Here is a 17,642-nt window from a genome sequence, read left to right as displayed (position 1 = left end):
AAGGCCGTCTGAAAATTTTCAGACGGCCTTTTTTTATTTATCGATATTTAGACCATAAAGATTACAGCTTCAACAGCTTACAAAATCCCTGTCGTTGTATGATGCTCTTCCACTCCTGATGTATACACATTCTTAGTATGGTGATACACAGCATCTTTAGTTGTTGCGACAATATAGTTGGCTTCTGACAAGATATCGCTCAAGGCAACTTTACTGCCGGTCGTATTCACCTTTGTCAGTGCTGCACCATTATGGCTATTGCCTTCTGAATACGTTTTGATGTTATTTTCAAAGCGCAGCCATGAATCATACAGTTCGTCTTTGATGTCCGTCATGATTTTATTGTTGGCTACATTTAAAGATGCCTTGCCCTTAGGGTTGGTACTGTATACGTCTACCAAAACATCATCTAGGGCACCACCAAGTTTCAATGTGTTATTAGTGATGTTGTACTCTTTGGCATTGCTTTTCAAATAAGCAAATTCGACATAGCCGTCAGATTTTTCACGCACGGAAATTTTGTTGTTGTGAATTGTCACCGCACCATGCATAGCGACATTGCCATGGTGTTCTTCCACATAAACCGGTACTGCGCCTTTCATAATCTTGCCGATATCGGCATCATTGCCGCTAATGGTAATAGTACCGCTGCCAATGCCGTTTTTAGATAAAACGCGGTCGTAGGTATCGTTGATGACGGCAATCAGATATTTGGTGGATTCGCCGCTGATCTTGTTATTTGCCATATTGAGCGTGTAATCCATTTTGCTTTCATGGTTACGGAACTCAATCGCGTAAGTCTGAATATTGTTTTGATAAACCGTCAGATTTTTAATGACATTATTGCTGATATCGAAATAGCCTTTGTTAGCCGAGTGCAAATCTTTGTATTGGGTATTGGTTTGCACCTGAATCCCTGAATACATGTGATAGTACTTGCCCAAGTCATCATCAACATTCAAACGGAAGCTCGGGTCTTGGATAATGGTATTGCCGGTAATTTTGACTTTATCCATAGAAAACTGGCGGTTGTAAGCAGCAATACCATACAGCCGGTCACCTGTTAACACATTGTCTTCAATGACAATGCCTGTACCATCATGCACATCCAAGCCTTTGCGGTAGTTGTGGTTGGTCGTGTTTTTACGGTATGTGACACCGTAATTGTAGCTGCCCGCAACCACAGCCATACCGTAGCCGGTACCGCCGTCCGCTTCGTGGCCGTTCCAATCCAAACGGTTGCCCTCGCCGATAAAGTTTTGTTGGAAACCGATCAGCGCACCGGCAACGCGGTTGTGGTGCAGATACGAATCAACAATACGGTTGTTTTCACCCAAAGGCAGCGCTTCATATTTTTCATCAATTTCGCCGCTTTGTACGCGCTCTTTAAAGGTCAGCTTATGACCTTTTTCCTTTTCCAAAGAAGCGGTCGACGTGAACATCACACCAGCACGATTGGCACCGGAAACCTCTACTTTACTGATTAAAGTATTGTCCGCATCGTTCACCAAAATGCCGTTTACCTTGCCAAAATAGCTTAAGCCTTTGCGGTAAAAATCAGGGTTGGTATATTGAACCGACAAGTTGGCAATGGTTTTATTGTTTTGTCCATCGATCAAGATACCGGCAAATTGGCGAATGTCATCATGGTTGGTGTTCGGATTGAACACGCCTGTCTGCACCTTATCAAACGTTACTTTGGTTTTACCCATCCCCGAACCAAACAAACCGCGTGCGCCGGAAACGGTTTTATCCATCACAATCTGGTTGGAAATATAGTAGGTACCATCCAAGAAGACCATGGCTTTTTCTTTATGAGCCGCTTCTAAAGCCGCTTTAAATGCCTGAAGGCTGTCTTTTTTACCCTGCGCATCGGCACCAAAATCATTCACGCGAACATAATTACCGTACTCTTTAGATTGATACACGCGGTATTTTCCAGAGACACCGGCCCTGCTTTCGGCATGATCGTCAATTTTGTTTTCTTTGACTGAACTGAGGTGGCTATCGTGACTCATGGCTGTTTGTTTGCCTGAAGAAACACTCACGACTTTGTTATGGCCGTCTGAATCGTTCAAAATCTTTTTATGCACAATTTCGACTGTTTTTTTTCCTTCGGCAATTCTGTCTTCTGCCTCTTTTTCTTTGCGGGCAGCGTCTTGTTTGGCTTTACGCTCTGCAATCGCTTTTTCGACTGCTGCTTTATGCGCTTCTTTTGCATGCTCGACGGCGTTTGCTTTGGCTGTGGCGGCTTCGGCTATTTTTTTTGCTTTAGCCTCTTCGTATTTTTTTTGCTTTTCAGCCAGAATTTTTTCCATTGATTGATTAACCGGTTTGTTTACCGGCTCTTTTGAAACAACCTGTTTGTCCATTACTTTAGACGCAATGGTATTTTTACCGGAAACGCTACTTGCAGAAGCAACACTGGCCCGTACGACACGCATTTTTGTTACAACGCCGTCTGAAGATGATGAGGTACTGTTTAATCTTGCCGCCTCAGCCACATGAACCGCATCTCTCGTTACAGTATTTTTACCGCTTAATTGCTTGGGTTCAGGAAAAACAGACGGACTTCCCCCAAAATTTTGGGTGTGTATCCATTCTTTTAGAGGAGAAGATGATTCGGAAGTGGTTTCAGGAGTTGAGGAGCCTTGACGGATATGGGTACGGCCAAGAGGGGCAAGTTTATGTGACATAATCAGCGTATTTCCTTGTATCAAATATCGTCCTTTCCCACCGCACAAGCGTGCAACAAAAAAGTTCGATGAATAAAGAGGTAAGACGGATTCTGTCGTAACAGCAATTGCCTGTATAAAGGCCAAACTGAAGCTGGCCACTTTGAGAAAATCGGCAGCGTTTCCCCTTCTGCCGATTTTCTGATTGAAAACGGTAATGGTGTTTGGACAGAACCCTTGGATGGCTTTTATAGGCAATCTGTCCGCGTACCATGTGTCCGGTTATTTTTGACGGAAAATGTATCAGAGTCCCTTTTTAATTGATTAGTTCATCCAAAGTTAAGTTATTTTTGATTTTTATAGCAAAATAAAAATGGTTTTATCTTGCATTGTTTTCTTTTTTGGCGTGACAGAGTTAATCCCGCGAAGCCAAAAAGGAGGGGAATTCTAACACAATATGTTTTTAGCATTCCCCATTTAACTAAATTTACAAAATATACAAAATAAATATCTATAAATGTTTTTAACTTCATCGAAAAATCAATAAAATTCGATATTTTCAATGTGTATTTTTACAACATAATTGCGCATTATATACCGATTATCTTAAAATGCTACCGTTTGTTTGTAAAATTTAGCATTTTATTATTTGTCTTCCCTCTCTAAAATCCAATAAAAAAGGCCGTCTGAAAAAATATTTCAGACGGCCTTTTTTTATTAAATGCGTTCTATTTAACAAACTTCGACCAACCAGCCGTGTTTGTCTTCTGCCAAACCGTATTGAATGTCGGTAATCGCCTTACGGATTGCATAACCGCGCTCTTGGCTCTTCACTTCGATTTCTTTGCCGTCAATCACGAAAGAAGTTACCGGAGAAATAACCGCAGCCGTACCGGTCAAAATCGCTTCCGCACCATTCTCAATCGCAGTTTTCAGCTCGTCGACAGTAAAGTTGCGCTCGGTAACGGTGTAGCCCAAATCTTTGGCAACAGTCAGTACGGAATCGCGGGTAACGCCGTGCAAGAATTCGTCGGTCAACGGTTTGGTAATGATTTCATCGCCGTTAATCAGGATAAAGTTAGACGCGCCGGTTTCCTGAACATCGCCATTCGGACAGAACAGCACTTGGTTTGCACCGTGCTCTGCTTTGGCTTTCAACACCCAAGGCATGGCGGAAGCGTAGTTGCCGCCGCATTTCACACGACCCATGTGTGGGGCGCAACGGATATGTTCGGTTTCCACCAAGATTTTAACGGGCGAACCGGCTTTGAAATAGTCGCCTACAGGAGAAGCCAGAATGTACAGCAAAGCAGTTTCAGAAGGAGAACCGGCTTTACCGATCACAGGGTCGGTACCGATCAAAGTCGGACGCAGGTACAAAGCGGCAGGCGCATCAGGGATTTCCTCGGCGGAACGTTTGACCAATTCGATCAAAGCATTCAAATAAGCCTCTGTCTTAGGACGCGGCAGGTGCAGAATATCTGCGCTTTGCTGCATACGCGCGATGTTAGCGGTCGGGCGGAACATCACGATTTTGCCGTTTGCCTGACGGAATGCCTTCAAACCTTCAAAACATTCGCTGCCGTAATGCAAAGCATGTGCGCCGGGGGCGAGTGTCAGGTCTTTGGAAGATTGCCATTCTACCGGTTGCCATTTACCTTCACGATAAGCGATAACGGGCATTTCAGCGTGAAAAACGCTGCCGAATACGGCTGGAACTGGTCTGCTCATGATGATTGCCTTTCTTATTCTGATGTGCAAAATAAATTAATTAAAGACTGAACAATACGCCTTTCAATATAGGTTTGACAAGTACCCGTCAGCATAAAGACACCGTCCCCCTGCCGTCTGAAACATGCCGTCCTATCCGAAATCCGGCAAATCGTTTAAACTGATACCATTTTTCAGACGGCCTGCCCCAACCGCAGCCAACCCGGAGTAACCCATGAAACTCATCTCTACCATCATCAAAATCCTGATTCTTCTTGTTTTCCTCCTGCTGGCCATCTCCAATACCCACTCCGTATCCTTCTTCTACCTGCCTGGCCAAAACATCAATCTGCCGCTGATTGTCGTGCTTTTCGGTGCATTTATTATCGGCATCGTGTTCGGTATGTTTGCCCTCTTCGGCCGTCTGTTGTCCCTGCGCAGCGAAAACAACCGTCTGCGCGCCGAAGTGAAAAAACACACCCACCTTTCCGAAAAAGACCTGACCCCGGTCAAAACCGAAACACCGGCAACGACTTCCGAAACCACTCCTAAAGCGTAACGCCACCAATCAATAAAGGAATACCATGGACAATGAATTGTGGGTCATCTTACTGCCCATCGTCCTCCTCCCCGTTTTCTTCGCTATGGGCTGGTTTGCCGCGCGCGTCGATATGAAGACCGTCCTGAAACAGGCCAAAAGCATACCGGCAGGGTTTTACAAAAGCCTTGATGCCCTCGTTGACCGCAACAGCGGCCGTGCCGCGCGTGAATTGGCGGAAGTGATTGACCAGCAGCCGCAGTCATACGACTTAAACCTGACTTTGGGCAAACTCTACCGCCAACGCGGCGAAAACGATAAAGCCATCAATATGCACCGCGCCCTGCTCGATTCGCCCGACACAGTCAACGAAAAACGCGCACGCGTGCTTTTTGAATTGGCGCAAAACTACCAAAGCGCAGGCTTGGTAGACCGTGCCGAACAAATCTTCCTCGGTTTGCAGGAAGGCGATATGGCACGCGAAGCCCGCCAACACCTTTTGAGCATCTACCAACAAGACCGAGACTGGGAAAAAGCCATCGAAATGGCGCAGCTCTTGAGCCATGACGAACAGACCTACCAGTTTGAAATCGCCCAGTTCTATTGCGAAATCGCCCAAGCCGCGCTGTTCAAATCCAACTTCGATGCCGCACGCTACAACATCGGCAAAGCACTCGAAGCCAACAAAAAATGTACACGCGCCAACATCATCCTCGGCGACATCGAATACCGTCAGGGCAATTTCCCTGCCGCAGTGGAAGCGTATTCCGCCATTGAGCAGCAAAACCACGCCTATTTGAGCATGGTGGGCGAGAAACTCTATGAAGCCTATGCCGCGCAAGGCAAACAGGAAGAAGGCCTCAACCGCCTTATCGGCTATATGCAGACCTTCCCCGATCTTGACCTGATCAACGTCATTTACGAGAAAGCCTTGCTGCTCAAGGGCGAAAACGAAGCGGCGCAAATCGCTGTCGAACTCGTCCGCCAAAAACCCGATCTCAACGGCGTGTACCGCCTGCTTGGATTGAAACTCAGCAATATGAATCCAGAGTGGAAAGCCGATACCGATATGATTCGTTCCATTATCGGCCGCCAGCTGCAAAAAAGTGTCATGTACCGCTGCCGCAACTGCCACTTCAAATCTCAAGTCTTCTTCTGGCACTGTCCTGCCTGCAATAAATGGCAAACCTTTACGCCGAATAAAATCGAGATTTGATAAAGCGTTAAGCATCAAAAAAGGCCGTCTGAAATCTTTTCAGACGGCCTTTTTATTACGAAGCAAAATATCAAAACAGTTCAAAACATAGGCGCACACACCAGCACTATTTGCTCAACAACGCTGCTCTGCCCATGCCAACGCCGCTACAATCTGAGCCTCAATATCGGCATTAAATTCGCCGGCACGGTACGCATCGCGCAATTCTGTGCGACGGGTTTCATCTGCCGCAATTTGGTTCAACACCACTTGCGGAAACTCTTTAAACACAGGCCCAGCCTCTTCATGCCCCATCAAAAACAGCGCAGGGATTTTTTGATTGGCGCGGACGATTTCCTGTTGGCGCGGATTCTCAAAACGGCTGCTGTCATCAAAATCGTTGCGGGCAATATAGTTGACGCGGATATTGGGATTCAACTCCGCTATTTTCTGAATAAACGGCACAAACACGCGGCAATCAGGGCAATATGGTGCAGCGGCAAGCAGCCAGTTTTGCGGACGGCTGATCTTTTTGACCGCCGCTACCGTTTGCGCCGACAGCTCGGTCGCCTGATAGAGTTGCTGCTGTTTCAATTTGTCTTCTTCGGTATCAAAATCCAAATATTCTGCATAAGTAGCCATGCTTTACTCCTGTTCTGTTGTATCGGTTTTCCCTGCCACGCCGGTCAAAAGCGGCACAAGCAGATTGACGACAAGGTTTTCAAATAGCGGCTCATCAAGAGGCGATTCTTCCGAATGACCAAACACCAGCTTCACTTCGGTATATTCTTTCTGCCCTTTACTCATTTTGTTGCCGTTAAAAACCTCATGGGCTTTTCTCAAGGCAGCATCCCAATCCTCTTTCTTGTTGTACTCCTCCGCTGCGGCAAGGCTGGTTTTGGCAAAAAACGGCAAGGGGGTATTTTGTCCGATTCGGAAATATACCAACCATTTTTTCAAAAGTTCTTTTGCTGTTTGTTGCTCGATGGCGGCATAGGTTTCGGTCTGCCCCAAGCTGACAATATAGGTTTGTCGGTTTGCAACGGATTTAGGGGCGACGGCACAAAAAATCAAATGTTCCAATAAACGGGCAATGCGGTTGGGTGCATTGTCTTTTTGGTTTAGGAACACAATGCGGCCGCATTCGTAAAGATTGCCGATGGTGCCTTGTAACACCAAGTCGTCAAAATATGCCTCATAAGGTTCAGACGGCCTTTTGTCACTGCGTATCAGCTCTGCATCTACGTTTTTCGCAGATATCTGATACTGCTTCTGCCACAAACCGCCTAACTCGCCTACCGGCATCAGACTTTCTGCATTCAGCCGAATGGCCGTATCTTCAAAATCTTCACCTTTGCGCCGCGCATCCAAATAAGCATCGGCAATCCGACCCTCATGTTGCGGCTCAAACGGTTCGGCAGATTCCCATGCGCCGTCCAGATACGGCTGATCCCAGCTTAAATTTTTCTTCAGCCAAACTTTGACAGGGTTGCGCCAAAAACTGATGAGCTCGCCCTGGTGAATGGTTTTGCCCGGCTCTTCCTGACTTAAGGCCTCAAGGAAAAACGGCTGCGCTTCCGCTTGCGGTTGGTTCAACGCATCGGCGTAATCTTGGCGCGTACTGAAGAGGCCGTCTGAAAGCGCGTCCTTTTGGAAATAACGGCGTGAGAACGCCTGCAACGGATGATGTTTCACCCATTTCTCCGACAACTCGCGCCCGCTTTTCCCCGTCATGGCGGCAATGGTATCCAGCAGCTCGCTGATTAACGAAGACGGCGCGAACTCGGCATCATTGCGTATATCGCGGCCGATATAAGACAAATACAGCATTTCACGTGCGCTGATTAAGGCTTCGAGGAAGAGATAACGGTCGTCGTCGCGGCGGGCGCGGTCGCCTTTTTTCGGATGTTTGGCAATCAGATCGAACACCACCGCTTTGGTATTGCGCGGAAAATCGCCGTCATTCAGACCCAACAGGCAAACCATTTTAAACGGCAGGCTGCGCATCGGCACCATACTGCAAAAAGTGATGCCGCCGCTCAAAAATCCGGCTTGGCTTTCGCTGTCCAAAAAGCGGCGGATATGGCGGATAACGGGTTTACACAGCAACAATCCGTCAAATTCGGCCAACTGCGCTTCTTCCTGCCATTTCGCCAAAGACTGCTCAAACTGCTGCTTGGCGTATTGGTCGTCCGTATCCGGAGTAAACAGTTTCTCCAGCAAATCGCGGCAACGCTGCACCCAGCTTTCCACATTGGCAGGCTCTTGCCATTGCGCCGCCATATCGGCCAAAGTACGGATAAATTCGGCAAAACCGCTGAACACATCCAACTGGTTGACGTTGCTATGCCAAGCGCTCACGCCCTGCCACATGCCGTTGCCGCCTTCGGGCAGCATCCAGCCCAAGGCCAAACGCTCTACCGCCTGTTGCCAAGTAAAGAGGTTGTCTTTTCCCTCGCGCATGGTTTGGTCCAAACCCCAATGTACATTCAATCCAGCAACAGTCTCATGCAGCAGCGGCACATCTTCCTCGCTCAAACCGAAGCGTTGCAGTACCAACCGGCTTTCCAGCAAAGGCAAAACCTTGTCCACTTCAAACCGGCTCTCCAGTAAGTCCAAAGTTTGCGCCAAAGCATACAGCAACGGCTGACGGCGGCTGAGTTTCACATCCGAAATCGAATACGGCAAAGCCTGGCTGCCTGCATGCTCCTGTCCAAAAACGGCTTCGATAAACGGGCTGTAGGGCTCGATGTTCGGCGTCAAAACGGCAATATCATGCGGCTGCCAGTCGGGATTATTTTGCAATACCAGCGACAGCTCTTCTTTCAAAATCTGCAATTCGCGTAAAGGACTGTGGGCCGCAACGATTTTGACCGAGCCATCGTTCAACAGCTTGTCCGGCTCGACACACACCGGATTGCCGTCCGCATCGTGGACTTGAACCCAAGCCTGCTGCGCGCCTGCCTCGCTTTCTTCCTGTTGATATAAGCGTTCAGACGGCATGATCAAGTTTTGGATATCGTTTTGCAGGCAATGCAACAAGGTATCGTCTTTTCCCTCTTCATAAACCTGAATATCCTGCTCGGTTTCCACTTCCGACAGAAAATCAAAGAAATCGCGTCCCTGCTTGCCCAAAGAAGCCAACAGCGGATGCCCTGCCTGCGACAAATCCGCCTCATCGCCCCTTTTCAAAATCTGCGCCTCGTCGATGACCTCGCCCCAATACTGGCTGCTCGGGTTGAGCGCAAACACAAACACATCGCAATGCTTGGAAATTTGGTGCAGCAGTTGCAGATACATCGGCGCCATTGTCGAAATGCCGAATACAAACAACCTTTGCGGCAAGACCGATTTATCCAACTGCGCCAACAGCTTTTCCCACAAGGCCACGCGGTGCGGCGCAGATTGGCTGCCATCGTCCAAATAACGCCACAGCCGCGCCTGCCAATCCTCATCATCGCCCAAACCCAGCAGCTTCCCAGCCTGCCACGCATCAATCCAATCCGGCCGGTACACCAAATATTGGTCGAAAATATCCGCCATTTGTCCGGCAAGCTGATAATCCGCCGATGCCGAGCTGTGCAAATAACTTTCCAGCTTCAAGCGCACGTTTTCGTATTCCGGGGCCGTCTGAAACGCTTCGCTGCGGAACAAATCCAGCAAACGCCAACGCATGACCTCAGGCGAAAACGGGCTGAGCGGCGGCACATCGGGAACCAATTTACGCATCAGCTGCCACGCCAAACCGGCAGGCAGGCTGAACTTCAAATTCGCCGCCACGCCGAGTTTGCGCGCAAAAAACACATTCAGATATCGCCGCATCCCCTGGCTCTGCACCACCACTTCTTCCTGCGCCAATACAGAATCCAAGGGCAAGGTCTGATGAATATGCGCGCACATTTCGGCAAGCGATTCCAAACGGTCAGACTGATAAAGATAAAACATAGCAGACAATCTAAAAAAACAATTGCCCACATTATAATGCCATTAGGACAAATGCTTCAGCAGAAGCGGCAAACAAAAACACAAGCCGTCTGAAACACATCGCTTCAGACGGCCTAAAACAAATCCATCGGCAGCCAATTATTAATTATTTATCGACCCCCTGTACAAACCGACTTCTCCTATCCTATAATTCCCCACATTCGGAATGTAGCGCAGCCCGGTAGCGCACTTCGTTCGGGACGAAGGGGTCGGAGGTTCGAATCCTCTCATTCCGACCAAATACAAAACCTGCTTGAGTCCAAGCAGGTTTTGTATTTGGTAAACCTATACTTCCAGCGGAGGGAAAGGCGCACCTTCGGGATGTTTGTAGCGGTTGTACATAAACAAATATTGTTCCGGAAAACGGCGTATCCAATACTCGGTATTTTCATTGATCACGCGCGCATCGTTCTCCTTATCGCCGTTCAACTCCCCACGCAAAGGCTCGATGTGCAAGACAAAGCCTTTCCCGTCAGGCAGACGCTCGCCGCAGAAAAACAAAGCCTTCACGCCTTTGACTTGCGCCAGCTTGCCCGCCAACGTCATGGTATAGGCAGGTTTTCCGAAAAAGTCCACCCAGACGCCGTCGCCGCCTTCTTCCGGAGACGGTACATGGTCCGGCAACACAATGGTTGCTTCGCCGCCGCGCAGCGCTTTGATGATTTGTTTGACGCCCTGAATACTGGTCGGCGCAGTCTTGCCTTTGCCGCGCACGCGCCCCGCCTGCATCACCGCATCAAAAGCCTTGATTTTCGGCGGCTTGTACATCGCCGTCAGCGGAAACGGCAGTTGCTGGCTGATGTAGCGGCCCGCCAAATCATAGCTGCCGATGTGCGGCGTGATAAACAGCAAACCCTCGCCCGCGCTCAAGGCCGTCTGAACATGTTCCCAACCGTTGACGCTGACAAACAGGTTTTCAATTTCCTCAGGCCGTCTGAAAAACGCCACCGGCAATTCCAAGCCGCCTTTTGCCGTTTCACGGAAAACTTTTTTCACCGCCTCGTCCGTCGGGTTCAATCCGGCAAGTTTCATGTTCTCGAATACCCTTCGACGATCTTTCGACAACACGCGGAAACCCAAACCACCGAGCAGGTTGCCTAATTTGTGCAACCAAACCAAAGGCAGCGCGGCCAGAAATTTAAAAACAAAGGTAACAAGCGTTTGCATAAGGTTTTACCAAAATGAAGTGGACAGATTGTAAACGAAACAGGCCGTCTGAACAAAACAGACTTCGGGCAAATATATTGCGGCACACCTGCTTTTCTGCTACTATCCGCGCTGCATTAAGAGTTGGGAATTCCATGCCAACCTGCTTTTCAAACGGAAAGGTAAGGTGGACGGTTGAAAAACCGATGTGGCTCGCCAGAGCAATCCAAACCCGCTTAATGCGGGAATTTTTTTGCCTGTAAGAAACGCGCAACAGGATTCCGAAACAGCAGACAAGTGCGAATGTTTCTCACTTGTATAGAGAAAAAGCGGAGTTTTTGTTATGATTTCCGCTGTCCGAAATAAAAGGCCGTCTGAAAACACAGCAGCCTGTTTTTAATGAAAGAATAGCAATGAGCGAATATCTGTTTACTTCCGAATCGGTATCCGAAGGCCATCCGGATAAAGTTGCCGACCAAGTATCCGATGCGATTTTGGATGCCATCTTGGCGCAAGACCCCAAAGCGCGTGTCGCCGCGGAAACCTTGGTCAACACAGGCTTGTGCGTATTGGCAGGCGAAATCACCACTACCGCCCAAGTGGACTACATCAAAGTCGCCCGCGAAACCATCAAACGCATCGGCTACAACTCCTCCGAGCTGGGCTTTGATGCCAACGGCTGCGCAGTCGGCGTGTACTACGACCAACAATCTCCGGACATCGCCCAAGGCGTGAACGAAGGCGAAGGCATCGACTTGAACCAAGGCGCGGGTGACCAAGGTTTGATGTTCGGCTATGCCTGCGACGAAACCCCTACCCTGATGCCGTTTGCCATCTATTACAGCCACCGCCTGATGCAACGCCAAAGCGAATTGCGCAAAGACGGCCGCCTGCCTTGGCTGCGTCCTGATGCCAAAGCCCAACTGACCGTGGTTTACGACAGCGAAACCGGCAAAGTAAAACGCATCGACACCGTCGTCCTGTCTACCCAACACGATCCGTCTATCAGTTACGAAGAGCTGAAAAACGCTGTTATCGAACACATCATCAAACCGGTTCTGCCGTCTGAACTGCTGACCGACGAAACCAAATACCTGATCAACCCGACCGGCCGCTTCGTTATCGGTGGCCCGCAAGGCGACTGCGGTTTGACCGGCCGCAAAATCATCGTCGATACCTACGGCGGCGCAGCTCCGCACGGCGGCGGCGCATTCTCCGGCAAAGACCCGTCCAAAGTGGACCGTTCCGCCGCTTACGCCTGCCGCTATGTTGCGAAAAACATTGTAGCTGCCGGTTTGGCAACCCAATGCCAAATCCAAGTTTCCTACGCCATCGGCGTTGCCGAACCGACTTCGATTTCCATCGATACCTTCGGTACCGGCAAAATCAGCGAAGAAAAACTGATCGCTCTGGTTCGCGAACATTTCGACCTGCGCCCTAAAGGCATCGTCCAAATGCTCGACCTGCTGCGCCCAATTTACGGAAAATCCGCCGCCTACGGCCACTTCGGCCGCGAGGAGCCTGAATTTACTTGGGAGCGGACCGACAAAGCAGCCGCATTGAAAGCAGCCGCAGGCGTGTAAACTTCCGCATTTGAGGCCGTCTGAAAAGCAAAACGTTTTCAGACGGCCTTTTTCCTTATACAATAGCCACTTGAATTTCTATATACATTCTGAATAAAGGATACGGATTATGTTCGGCAAACAACTTTTCGAAGAAGTCAGCTCTAAAATAAGCGAAACCATCGCCAACAGCCCTGCCAAAGACATGGAGAAAAACGTTAAAGCCATGCTCGGCAGCGCGTTCAACCGCATGGATTTGGTGACCCGCGAAGAATTCGACATCCAACAACAGGTTTTGATTAAAACCCGTACCAAACTGGCCGAATTGGAAGCCCGTTTGGCCAAACTCGAAGCCGCTCAAGAGCCTGAAGAAGCGGCTTTGAAAGCTGCCGAAGCCGCTGCTGAAGAAGCTGTTGCCGAAATCAAACAACAAACCGAAGCTGCCGAATAAGGCCGTCTGAAACATGTCGCTTGCTTTGATTTACAGCCGCGCCTTAAGCGGCATGAATGCGCCGTTGGTCGAAGTGGAAGCCCACCTTGCCAACGGCTTGCCACATTTCAATATCGTCGGTTTGCCCGATACTGAAGTCAAAGAAAGCCGCGACCGTGTACGTGCCGCCATCATCCAAAGCGGCTTCGACTTTCCCGCCAAGAAAATTACCGTCAACCTCGCACCGGCCGACCTCCCAAAAGAATCCGGCCGTTTCGATTTGCCGATTGCCTTAGGCATTCTTGCCGCATCGGGACAAATCAATCATGAAAAGCTCGTGCAATATGAGTTTGCCGGAGAATTGGCACTGTCCGGCCTGCTGCGTCCCGTGCGTGGCGCGCTGGCCATGGCATGGCAGGGAATGCAGGCAGGCCGTTCGTTCGTCTTGCCGCAAGAAAATGCCGAACAGGCTGCCGTCATGCGCGGTATCGCGGTTTATGGTGCGCGTTCTTTAGGCGAAGTGGCCGCACATTTAAACGGTATCGAACCGCTGACACAAACTGAATGCAAGCTGACGCAAAGGCCGTCTGAACAAAGTAAAATTCCTGATTTAGCCGATGTCAAAGGCCAGCATACCGCTCGCCTTGCCTTGGAAATCGCAGCGGCAGGCGGACACAGCTTGTTGATGATGGGACCGCCGGGAACGGGCAAATCCATGCTTTCGCAACGTTTGCCCGGTATCCTTCCTCCTTTGACCGAAGACGAATTGGTCGAAGTATGGGCATTGCGTTCGCTCCTGCCCAACCATCAACAGCAACTCGACAGCAACCGTCCTTTCCGTAGCCCTCATCACAGCGCCAGCTCGGCAGCCATGGTAGGCGGTGGTTCAGACCCACGTCCGGGCGAAATCTCATTGGCGCATCACGGTGTGTTGTTTTTAGACGAATTACCCGAGTTTGACCGTAAAGTATTAGAAGTGTTGCGCGAACCTTTGGAAAACGGCGAAATCCATATTTCCCGCGCCGCACGCCAAGCAGTTTATCCGGCCAAGTTCCAACTTGTCGCCGCCATGAACCCCTGCCCTTGTGGCTATCTTGGCCATCCGTCCAAACCTTGCCGCTGCACGCCTGAAAGCGTTGCCCGCTACCGCAACAAAATTTCAGGGCCATTGCTCGACCGTATTGATTTAACCATCGAAGTACCCAGCCTTTCCGCTGCCGAGTTAATGCAACAAGAAGCAGGCGAATCCAGTGCCACCGTATTGGAACGAGTTACCGCCGCGCGCAAAATCCAATACGGCCGACAAGGCAAAGTTAATGCCGAATTGAGTGTCAGCGAGCTCGATGGTAAAGCCCGCATCCAAAAAGAAGCGCAAGAAGCTTTGGGAACCATGCTCGAAAAACTGTCCCTTTCCGCTCGAAGCTTCCACCGCATCATGCGCGTCGCCCGTACGCTGGCCGATTTGGCTGGCGACGAAGAAGTCAGCAAAACCCATGTGATGAAAGCCATCGGCTTCCGTCGCCCTCTTTAACTTTTCAGACGGCCTGAATCTTTATGTTTAAGTAAAACTAGAGTAAACAAAGCATCAGGATTTTGCCGTCTATAACGGTTATTGATAAAATATCGAATCCAACTCAGACAGTCTCCTTTCAGGCCGTCTGAACACATTATTACAAGGTAAGTCATGAAAAAATCTACACAATATGGTAAAGGCTTGTCCGGTTTCTTTTTCGGCCTAATACTGGCAACAGGTATTATTGCCGGTATTTTGTTCTTCTTGAACCAAGGCAACCAAAACGTTTTCAAAGAGCTGACTCAGCCTAAACAAAGCGAAGAACCTGAAATCCTGAAACCTCAGGACAAAGCAGAGAAACGCCCAGCTACAGACACTTCATCTACCCAAGCAGATGAAGAAAAAGCCAAAGCAGAAAAAGAAGCAAAAGCTAAAGAAGAGGCTGAAAAAGCTGCCAAAGAAGCTGAAGAAAAAGCTCAAGCGGAAAAAGAAGCTCAGAAAAAAGCCGAACAAGCAGAACGTGAAGCCAAAGAAAAAGCTGAAAAAGCCGCCGCCGATAAAGCTGAACGCGAAGCCAAAGAAAGAGCAGACAAAACTGCCGCCGACAAAGCCGAACGTGAAGCCAAAGAAAAATCTGCAAAAGCGGAAGCAGAAAAAGAAGCCGCCAAGAAAAAACTGGCCGAGAAAAAAGCCGAATTAGAAAAAAAACGCGCAGAAAAAGCCAAAGCTGAAAAAGAAGCTGCTAATAAAACTGCAAAAGACAAAAAAGCGGCCGACCAACTTACCGACAAACAAAAAGAGCGTGCCGAGCGCAAATTGGCTGAAAAAAAAGCAGCCGAAGCCAAAAAACAAAACAAGCCGACACCTGAGCAAATCCTCAACAGCGGCAGTATCGAAAAAGCACGTAAAGCAGCAAATGCCTCTTCAACAAAAGAAAGCAGCAACGCTGCAAGTAAACAGTCAGCAGAAAAAGCCGAAGCAGCTGCCAACAGCGGTAAAAAGGTATTCCTGCAACTTGGTTCATATGCAGACCGTTCCAGCGCAGACTCACAACGTGCCAAATTGGCTATTTTAGGTGTTTCTTCCAAAGTGGTTGAATCGCAAAACGGCGACAAAACCATTTACCGAGTTCAAAGTAATACCATGCCGCAGGAAGCTGCTGTAAAACTGCAAAAAAACCTGCAAGGCCATAATATCAACAGCTTGATTCGTTCTAGCAAATAATGGAATCACTGATGAAGCAGCGTATGAAACAAACTATTACCGCACTCAGCCTGAGCCTGCTCAGTCTGAGTGCACAGGCTGCTACCGAAGGCGTGGACTATACTGTCCTCAGTCGCCCTATTCCGCAGCAGCAAGCCGGAAAAATTGAAGTGCTAGAATTTTTCGGCTACTTCTGCGTCCATTGTTACCATCTCGATCCGGTTTTGTTGCAACACAGCAAAACCTTTGCCAAAGATGTTTCCTTACGGACAGAACACGTCGTTTGGATGCCTGAAATGTTGGGTTTGGCCAAAGTAGCCGCAGCCGTCAATCTTTCAGGTTTGAAATATCAAGCCAATCCAGTCATCTTCAAAGCAGTTTACGAACAAAAAATCAACCTGGCCGATACCAATGTATTCCTCTCATGGGTGGGTAAACAGACGGGTTTTGACAGTAAAAAACTGCTTCAAGCCTACAATAATCCTGCTGCCGCATCGGCTGCTGCAAAAATGCAGCAATTGACGGAAACTTATCGAATTGAAAACACACCAACTGTCATCGTCGGTGGTAAATACAAAGTCAATTTCAACGGTACCGACTGGAAAGTCGGTATGAAAACCATAGACGAGCTCATCATCAAAGTCCGCCGCGAACAATCCTCAAAACCACTTTAACTATTCAACAAAAGAAAGACGGCCTCAAGGCCGTCTGAAAACTTATGGACATTCTGATTTTATTTAAAGCACTTATTCTCGGTATTATCGAAGGTTTAACCGAGTTTCTCCCTATTTCCAGTACCGGTCACTTGATTGTATTCGGTGACTTAATGAACTTTCAGAGCAACGGAAAAGTATTTGAAATTGCTATTCAACTCGGTGCAGTTTTAGCTGTCGTATTCGAATACCGCCAACGATTCACCCATATCATAAAAGGACTCGGTAAAGAACGGACAGCCAATCGCTTTGTACTGAATTTATTTATTGCCTTCATACCTGCTGCGGTTGTTGGCCTCTTGTTCAGCAAACAAATCAAATTACACCTTTTCAACCCAATTACCGTTGCTACCATGCTGGTACTCGGTGGTTTCTTCATTTTATGGGTTGAAAAACGCCAAACAACAGCTAAACCCAAAGTCAATCATGTAGACGATATGCGTCCAATCGACGCATTTGTTGTAGGATGCGCCCAAATTTGCGCCCTTATCCCTGGTACATCACGTTCAGGCAGTACGATTATGGGAGGTATGTTGTGGGGACTGGAACGTAAAACGGCTACCGAATTTTCATTTTTCCTTGCTGTACCAATGATGATTGCGGCAACAGGTTACGACATCTTAAAAAATTACAAACTCTTTACCTTGCAAGATGTCGGACAAATTGCCATCGGCTTTATCGCAGCATTTATCGCCGGTTTATTGGCAGTAAAAGCTTTGCTGAAATTTGTCTCCAGTAAAAACTATGTGCCTTTTGCCTACTACCGTATTGTATTTGGTGGTCTGATTCTCGTTACTTGGATGCTGGGCTGGGTCAGCTGGAGCGAATAACCCCTCTCCCGAAAGGACGTGCCTGAGCACGTCCTTTTTCTTTATCCGCTTCCTCCCTTTCGATCATATTTCTACCCCGTAAAAGGACGACACTCCGCATCATTGCCCTTAAATATCTCCTCACCGTCCGTACAGCTTCCCTT

13 protein-coding genes, 1 tRNA gene and 1 riboswitch are annotated in these 17,642 nt (G+C 48.6%); of the genes, 9 read left to right on the top strand and 5 right to left on the bottom strand.

The window, feature by feature from the left end; translation table 11 throughout:
* Window positions 1-77: 77 nt before the first annotated feature.
* Entirely contained in the window at window positions 78-2,696 is a 2,619-nt protein-coding gene (locus HMPREF3139_RS06525; protein WP_349267092.1) for a right-handed parallel beta-helix repeat-containing protein, read from the bottom strand.
* 711 nt (window positions 2,697-3,407) lie between these two features.
* Window positions 3,408-4,406 carry a branched-chain-amino-acid transaminase gene (gene ilvE / locus HMPREF3139_RS06515; RefSeq protein WP_070461308.1) on the bottom strand — a complete coding sequence of 333 codons (999 nt, stop codon included), beginning with the start codon at window positions 4,404-4,406 and terminating at the stop codon, window positions 3,408-3,410.
* Window positions 4,407-4,620: 214 nt separating this feature from the next.
* On the opposite strand from ilvE, the gene HMPREF3139_RS06510 reads away from it, so the two are divergent.
* Together HMPREF3139_RS06510 and lapB are read left to right on the top strand one after the other, a co-directional pair.
* Window positions 4,621-4,944, top strand: coding sequence for a LapA family protein (locus HMPREF3139_RS06510; RefSeq protein WP_070461307.1), 324 nt, complete (start codon window positions 4,621-4,623; stop codon window positions 4,942-4,944).
* A gap of 25 nt (window positions 4,945-4,969) precedes the next feature.
* Window positions 4,970-6,139, top strand: a complete 1,170-nt coding sequence (lapB, locus tag HMPREF3139_RS06505) for a lipopolysaccharide assembly protein LapB (RefSeq protein WP_070461306.1) — start codon at window positions 4,970-4,972, stop codon at window positions 6,137-6,139.
* 114 nt (window positions 6,140-6,253) lie between these two features.
* Here lapB and HMPREF3139_RS06500 read toward each other — a convergent pair whose 3' ends face one another.
* Together HMPREF3139_RS06500 and recC are read right to left on the bottom strand one after the other, a co-directional pair.
* Complete coding sequence (locus tag HMPREF3139_RS06500; RefSeq protein ID WP_070461305.1) at window positions 6,254-6,760, bottom strand: thioredoxin family protein; 507 nt, start codon at window positions 6,758-6,760, stop codon at window positions 6,254-6,256.
* Between the two features lie 3 nt (window positions 6,761-6,763).
* Complete coding sequence (gene recC, locus HMPREF3139_RS06495; RefSeq protein ID WP_070461304.1) at window positions 6,764-10,063, bottom strand: exodeoxyribonuclease V subunit gamma; 3,300 nt, start codon at window positions 10,061-10,063, stop codon at window positions 6,764-6,766.
* A 201-nt stretch (window positions 10,064-10,264) separates the two neighbouring features.
* Here recC and HMPREF3139_RS06490 point away from each other — a divergent pair.
* A tRNA-Pro gene (locus HMPREF3139_RS06490) sits at window positions 10,265-10,341 on the top strand.
* A 46-nt stretch (window positions 10,342-10,387) separates the two neighbouring features.
* Here HMPREF3139_RS06490 and HMPREF3139_RS06485 read toward each other — a convergent pair.
* Entirely contained in the window at window positions 10,388-11,269 is an 882-nt protein-coding gene (locus HMPREF3139_RS06485) for a lysophospholipid acyltransferase family protein (protein WP_070461303.1), read from the bottom strand.
* Between the two features lie 108 nt (window positions 11,270-11,377).
* A riboswitch (SAM-I-IV-variant riboswitch) is annotated at window positions 11,378-11,488 on the top strand.
* Between the two features lie 173 nt (window positions 11,489-11,661).
* Between HMPREF3139_RS06485 and metK the strand changes: the two genes are divergently transcribed.
* The 6 genes from metK (at window position 11,662) to HMPREF3139_RS06455 (ending at window position 17,499) form a co-directional block, all read left to right on the top strand.
* Window positions 11,662-12,831, top strand: a complete 1,170-nt coding sequence (gene metK, locus HMPREF3139_RS06480; RefSeq protein WP_070461302.1) for a methionine adenosyltransferase — start codon at window positions 11,662-11,664, stop codon at window positions 12,829-12,831.
* 109 nt (window positions 12,832-12,940) lie between these two features.
* Window positions 12,941-13,261 (top strand): accessory factor UbiK family protein, encoded by a 321-nt coding sequence (locus tag HMPREF3139_RS06475; RefSeq protein ID WP_003684455.1) that lies wholly within the window; start codon window positions 12,941-12,943, stop codon window positions 13,259-13,261.
* A 13-nt stretch (window positions 13,262-13,274) separates the two neighbouring features.
* Window positions 13,275-14,771, top strand: a complete 1,497-nt coding sequence (locus tag HMPREF3139_RS06470; RefSeq protein ID WP_070461301.1) for a YifB family Mg chelatase-like AAA ATPase — start codon at window positions 13,275-13,277, stop codon at window positions 14,769-14,771.
* A gap of 153 nt (window positions 14,772-14,924) precedes the next feature.
* Window positions 14,925-15,977: an SPOR domain-containing protein gene (locus HMPREF3139_RS06465; RefSeq protein WP_070461300.1), complete on the top strand. Its 1,053-nt coding sequence runs from the start codon at window positions 14,925-14,927 to the stop codon at window positions 15,975-15,977.
* A gap of 11 nt (window positions 15,978-15,988) precedes the next feature.
* Window positions 15,989-16,630: a thiol:disulfide interchange protein DsbA/DsbL gene (locus tag HMPREF3139_RS06460; RefSeq protein WP_070461501.1), complete on the top strand. Its 642-nt coding sequence runs from the start codon at window positions 15,989-15,991 to the stop codon at window positions 16,628-16,630.
* Between the two features lie 44 nt (window positions 16,631-16,674).
* Window positions 16,675-17,499, top strand: a complete 825-nt coding sequence (locus HMPREF3139_RS06455; RefSeq protein ID WP_070461299.1) for an undecaprenyl-diphosphate phosphatase — start codon at window positions 16,675-16,677, stop codon at window positions 17,497-17,499.
* Window positions 17,500-17,642 lie beyond the last annotated feature (143 nt).

Source organism: Neisseria sp. HMSC15G01, assembly GCF_001808255.1.
Taxonomy (GTDB): domain Bacteria; phylum Pseudomonadota; class Gammaproteobacteria; order Burkholderiales; family Neisseriaceae; genus Neisseria; species Neisseria subflava_A.
This window is presented reverse-complemented; position numbering and strand designations above follow the sequence as displayed.

Coding starts and splice junctions, on each gene's coding strand:
- HMPREF3139_RS06525 (WP_349267092.1), bottom strand. CDS start 2,696: ATGTCACATAAACTTGCCCCTCTTGGCCGTACCCATATCCGTCAAGGC.
- ilvE (WP_070461308.1), bottom strand. CDS start 4,406: ATGAGCAGACCAGTTCCAGCCGTATTCGGCAGCGTTTTTCACGCTGAA.
- HMPREF3139_RS06510 (WP_070461307.1), top strand. CDS start 4,621: ATGAAACTCATCTCTACCATCATCAAAATCCTGATTCTTCTTGTTTTC.
- lapB (WP_070461306.1), top strand. CDS start 4,970: ATGGACAATGAATTGTGGGTCATCTTACTGCCCATCGTCCTCCTCCCC.
- HMPREF3139_RS06500 (WP_070461305.1), bottom strand. CDS start 6,760: ATGGCTACTTATGCAGAATATTTGGATTTTGATACCGAAGAAGACAAA.
- recC (WP_070461304.1), bottom strand. CDS start 10,063: ATGTTTTATCTTTATCAGTCTGACCGTTTGGAATCGCTTGCCGAAATG.
- HMPREF3139_RS06485 (WP_070461303.1), bottom strand. CDS start 11,269: ATGCAAACGCTTGTTACCTTTGTTTTTAAATTTCTGGCCGCGCTGCCT.
- metK (WP_070461302.1), top strand. CDS start 11,662: ATGAGCGAATATCTGTTTACTTCCGAATCGGTATCCGAAGGCCATCCG.
- HMPREF3139_RS06475 (WP_003684455.1), top strand. CDS start 12,941: ATGTTCGGCAAACAACTTTTCGAAGAAGTCAGCTCTAAAATAAGCGAA.
- HMPREF3139_RS06470 (WP_070461301.1), top strand. CDS start 13,275: ATGTCGCTTGCTTTGATTTACAGCCGCGCCTTAAGCGGCATGAATGCG.
- HMPREF3139_RS06465 (WP_070461300.1), top strand. CDS start 14,925: ATGAAAAAATCTACACAATATGGTAAAGGCTTGTCCGGTTTCTTTTTC.
- HMPREF3139_RS06460 (WP_070461501.1), top strand. CDS start 15,989: ATGAAGCAGCGTATGAAACAAACTATTACCGCACTCAGCCTGAGCCTG.
- HMPREF3139_RS06455 (WP_070461299.1), top strand. CDS start 16,675: ATGGACATTCTGATTTTATTTAAAGCACTTATTCTCGGTATTATCGAA.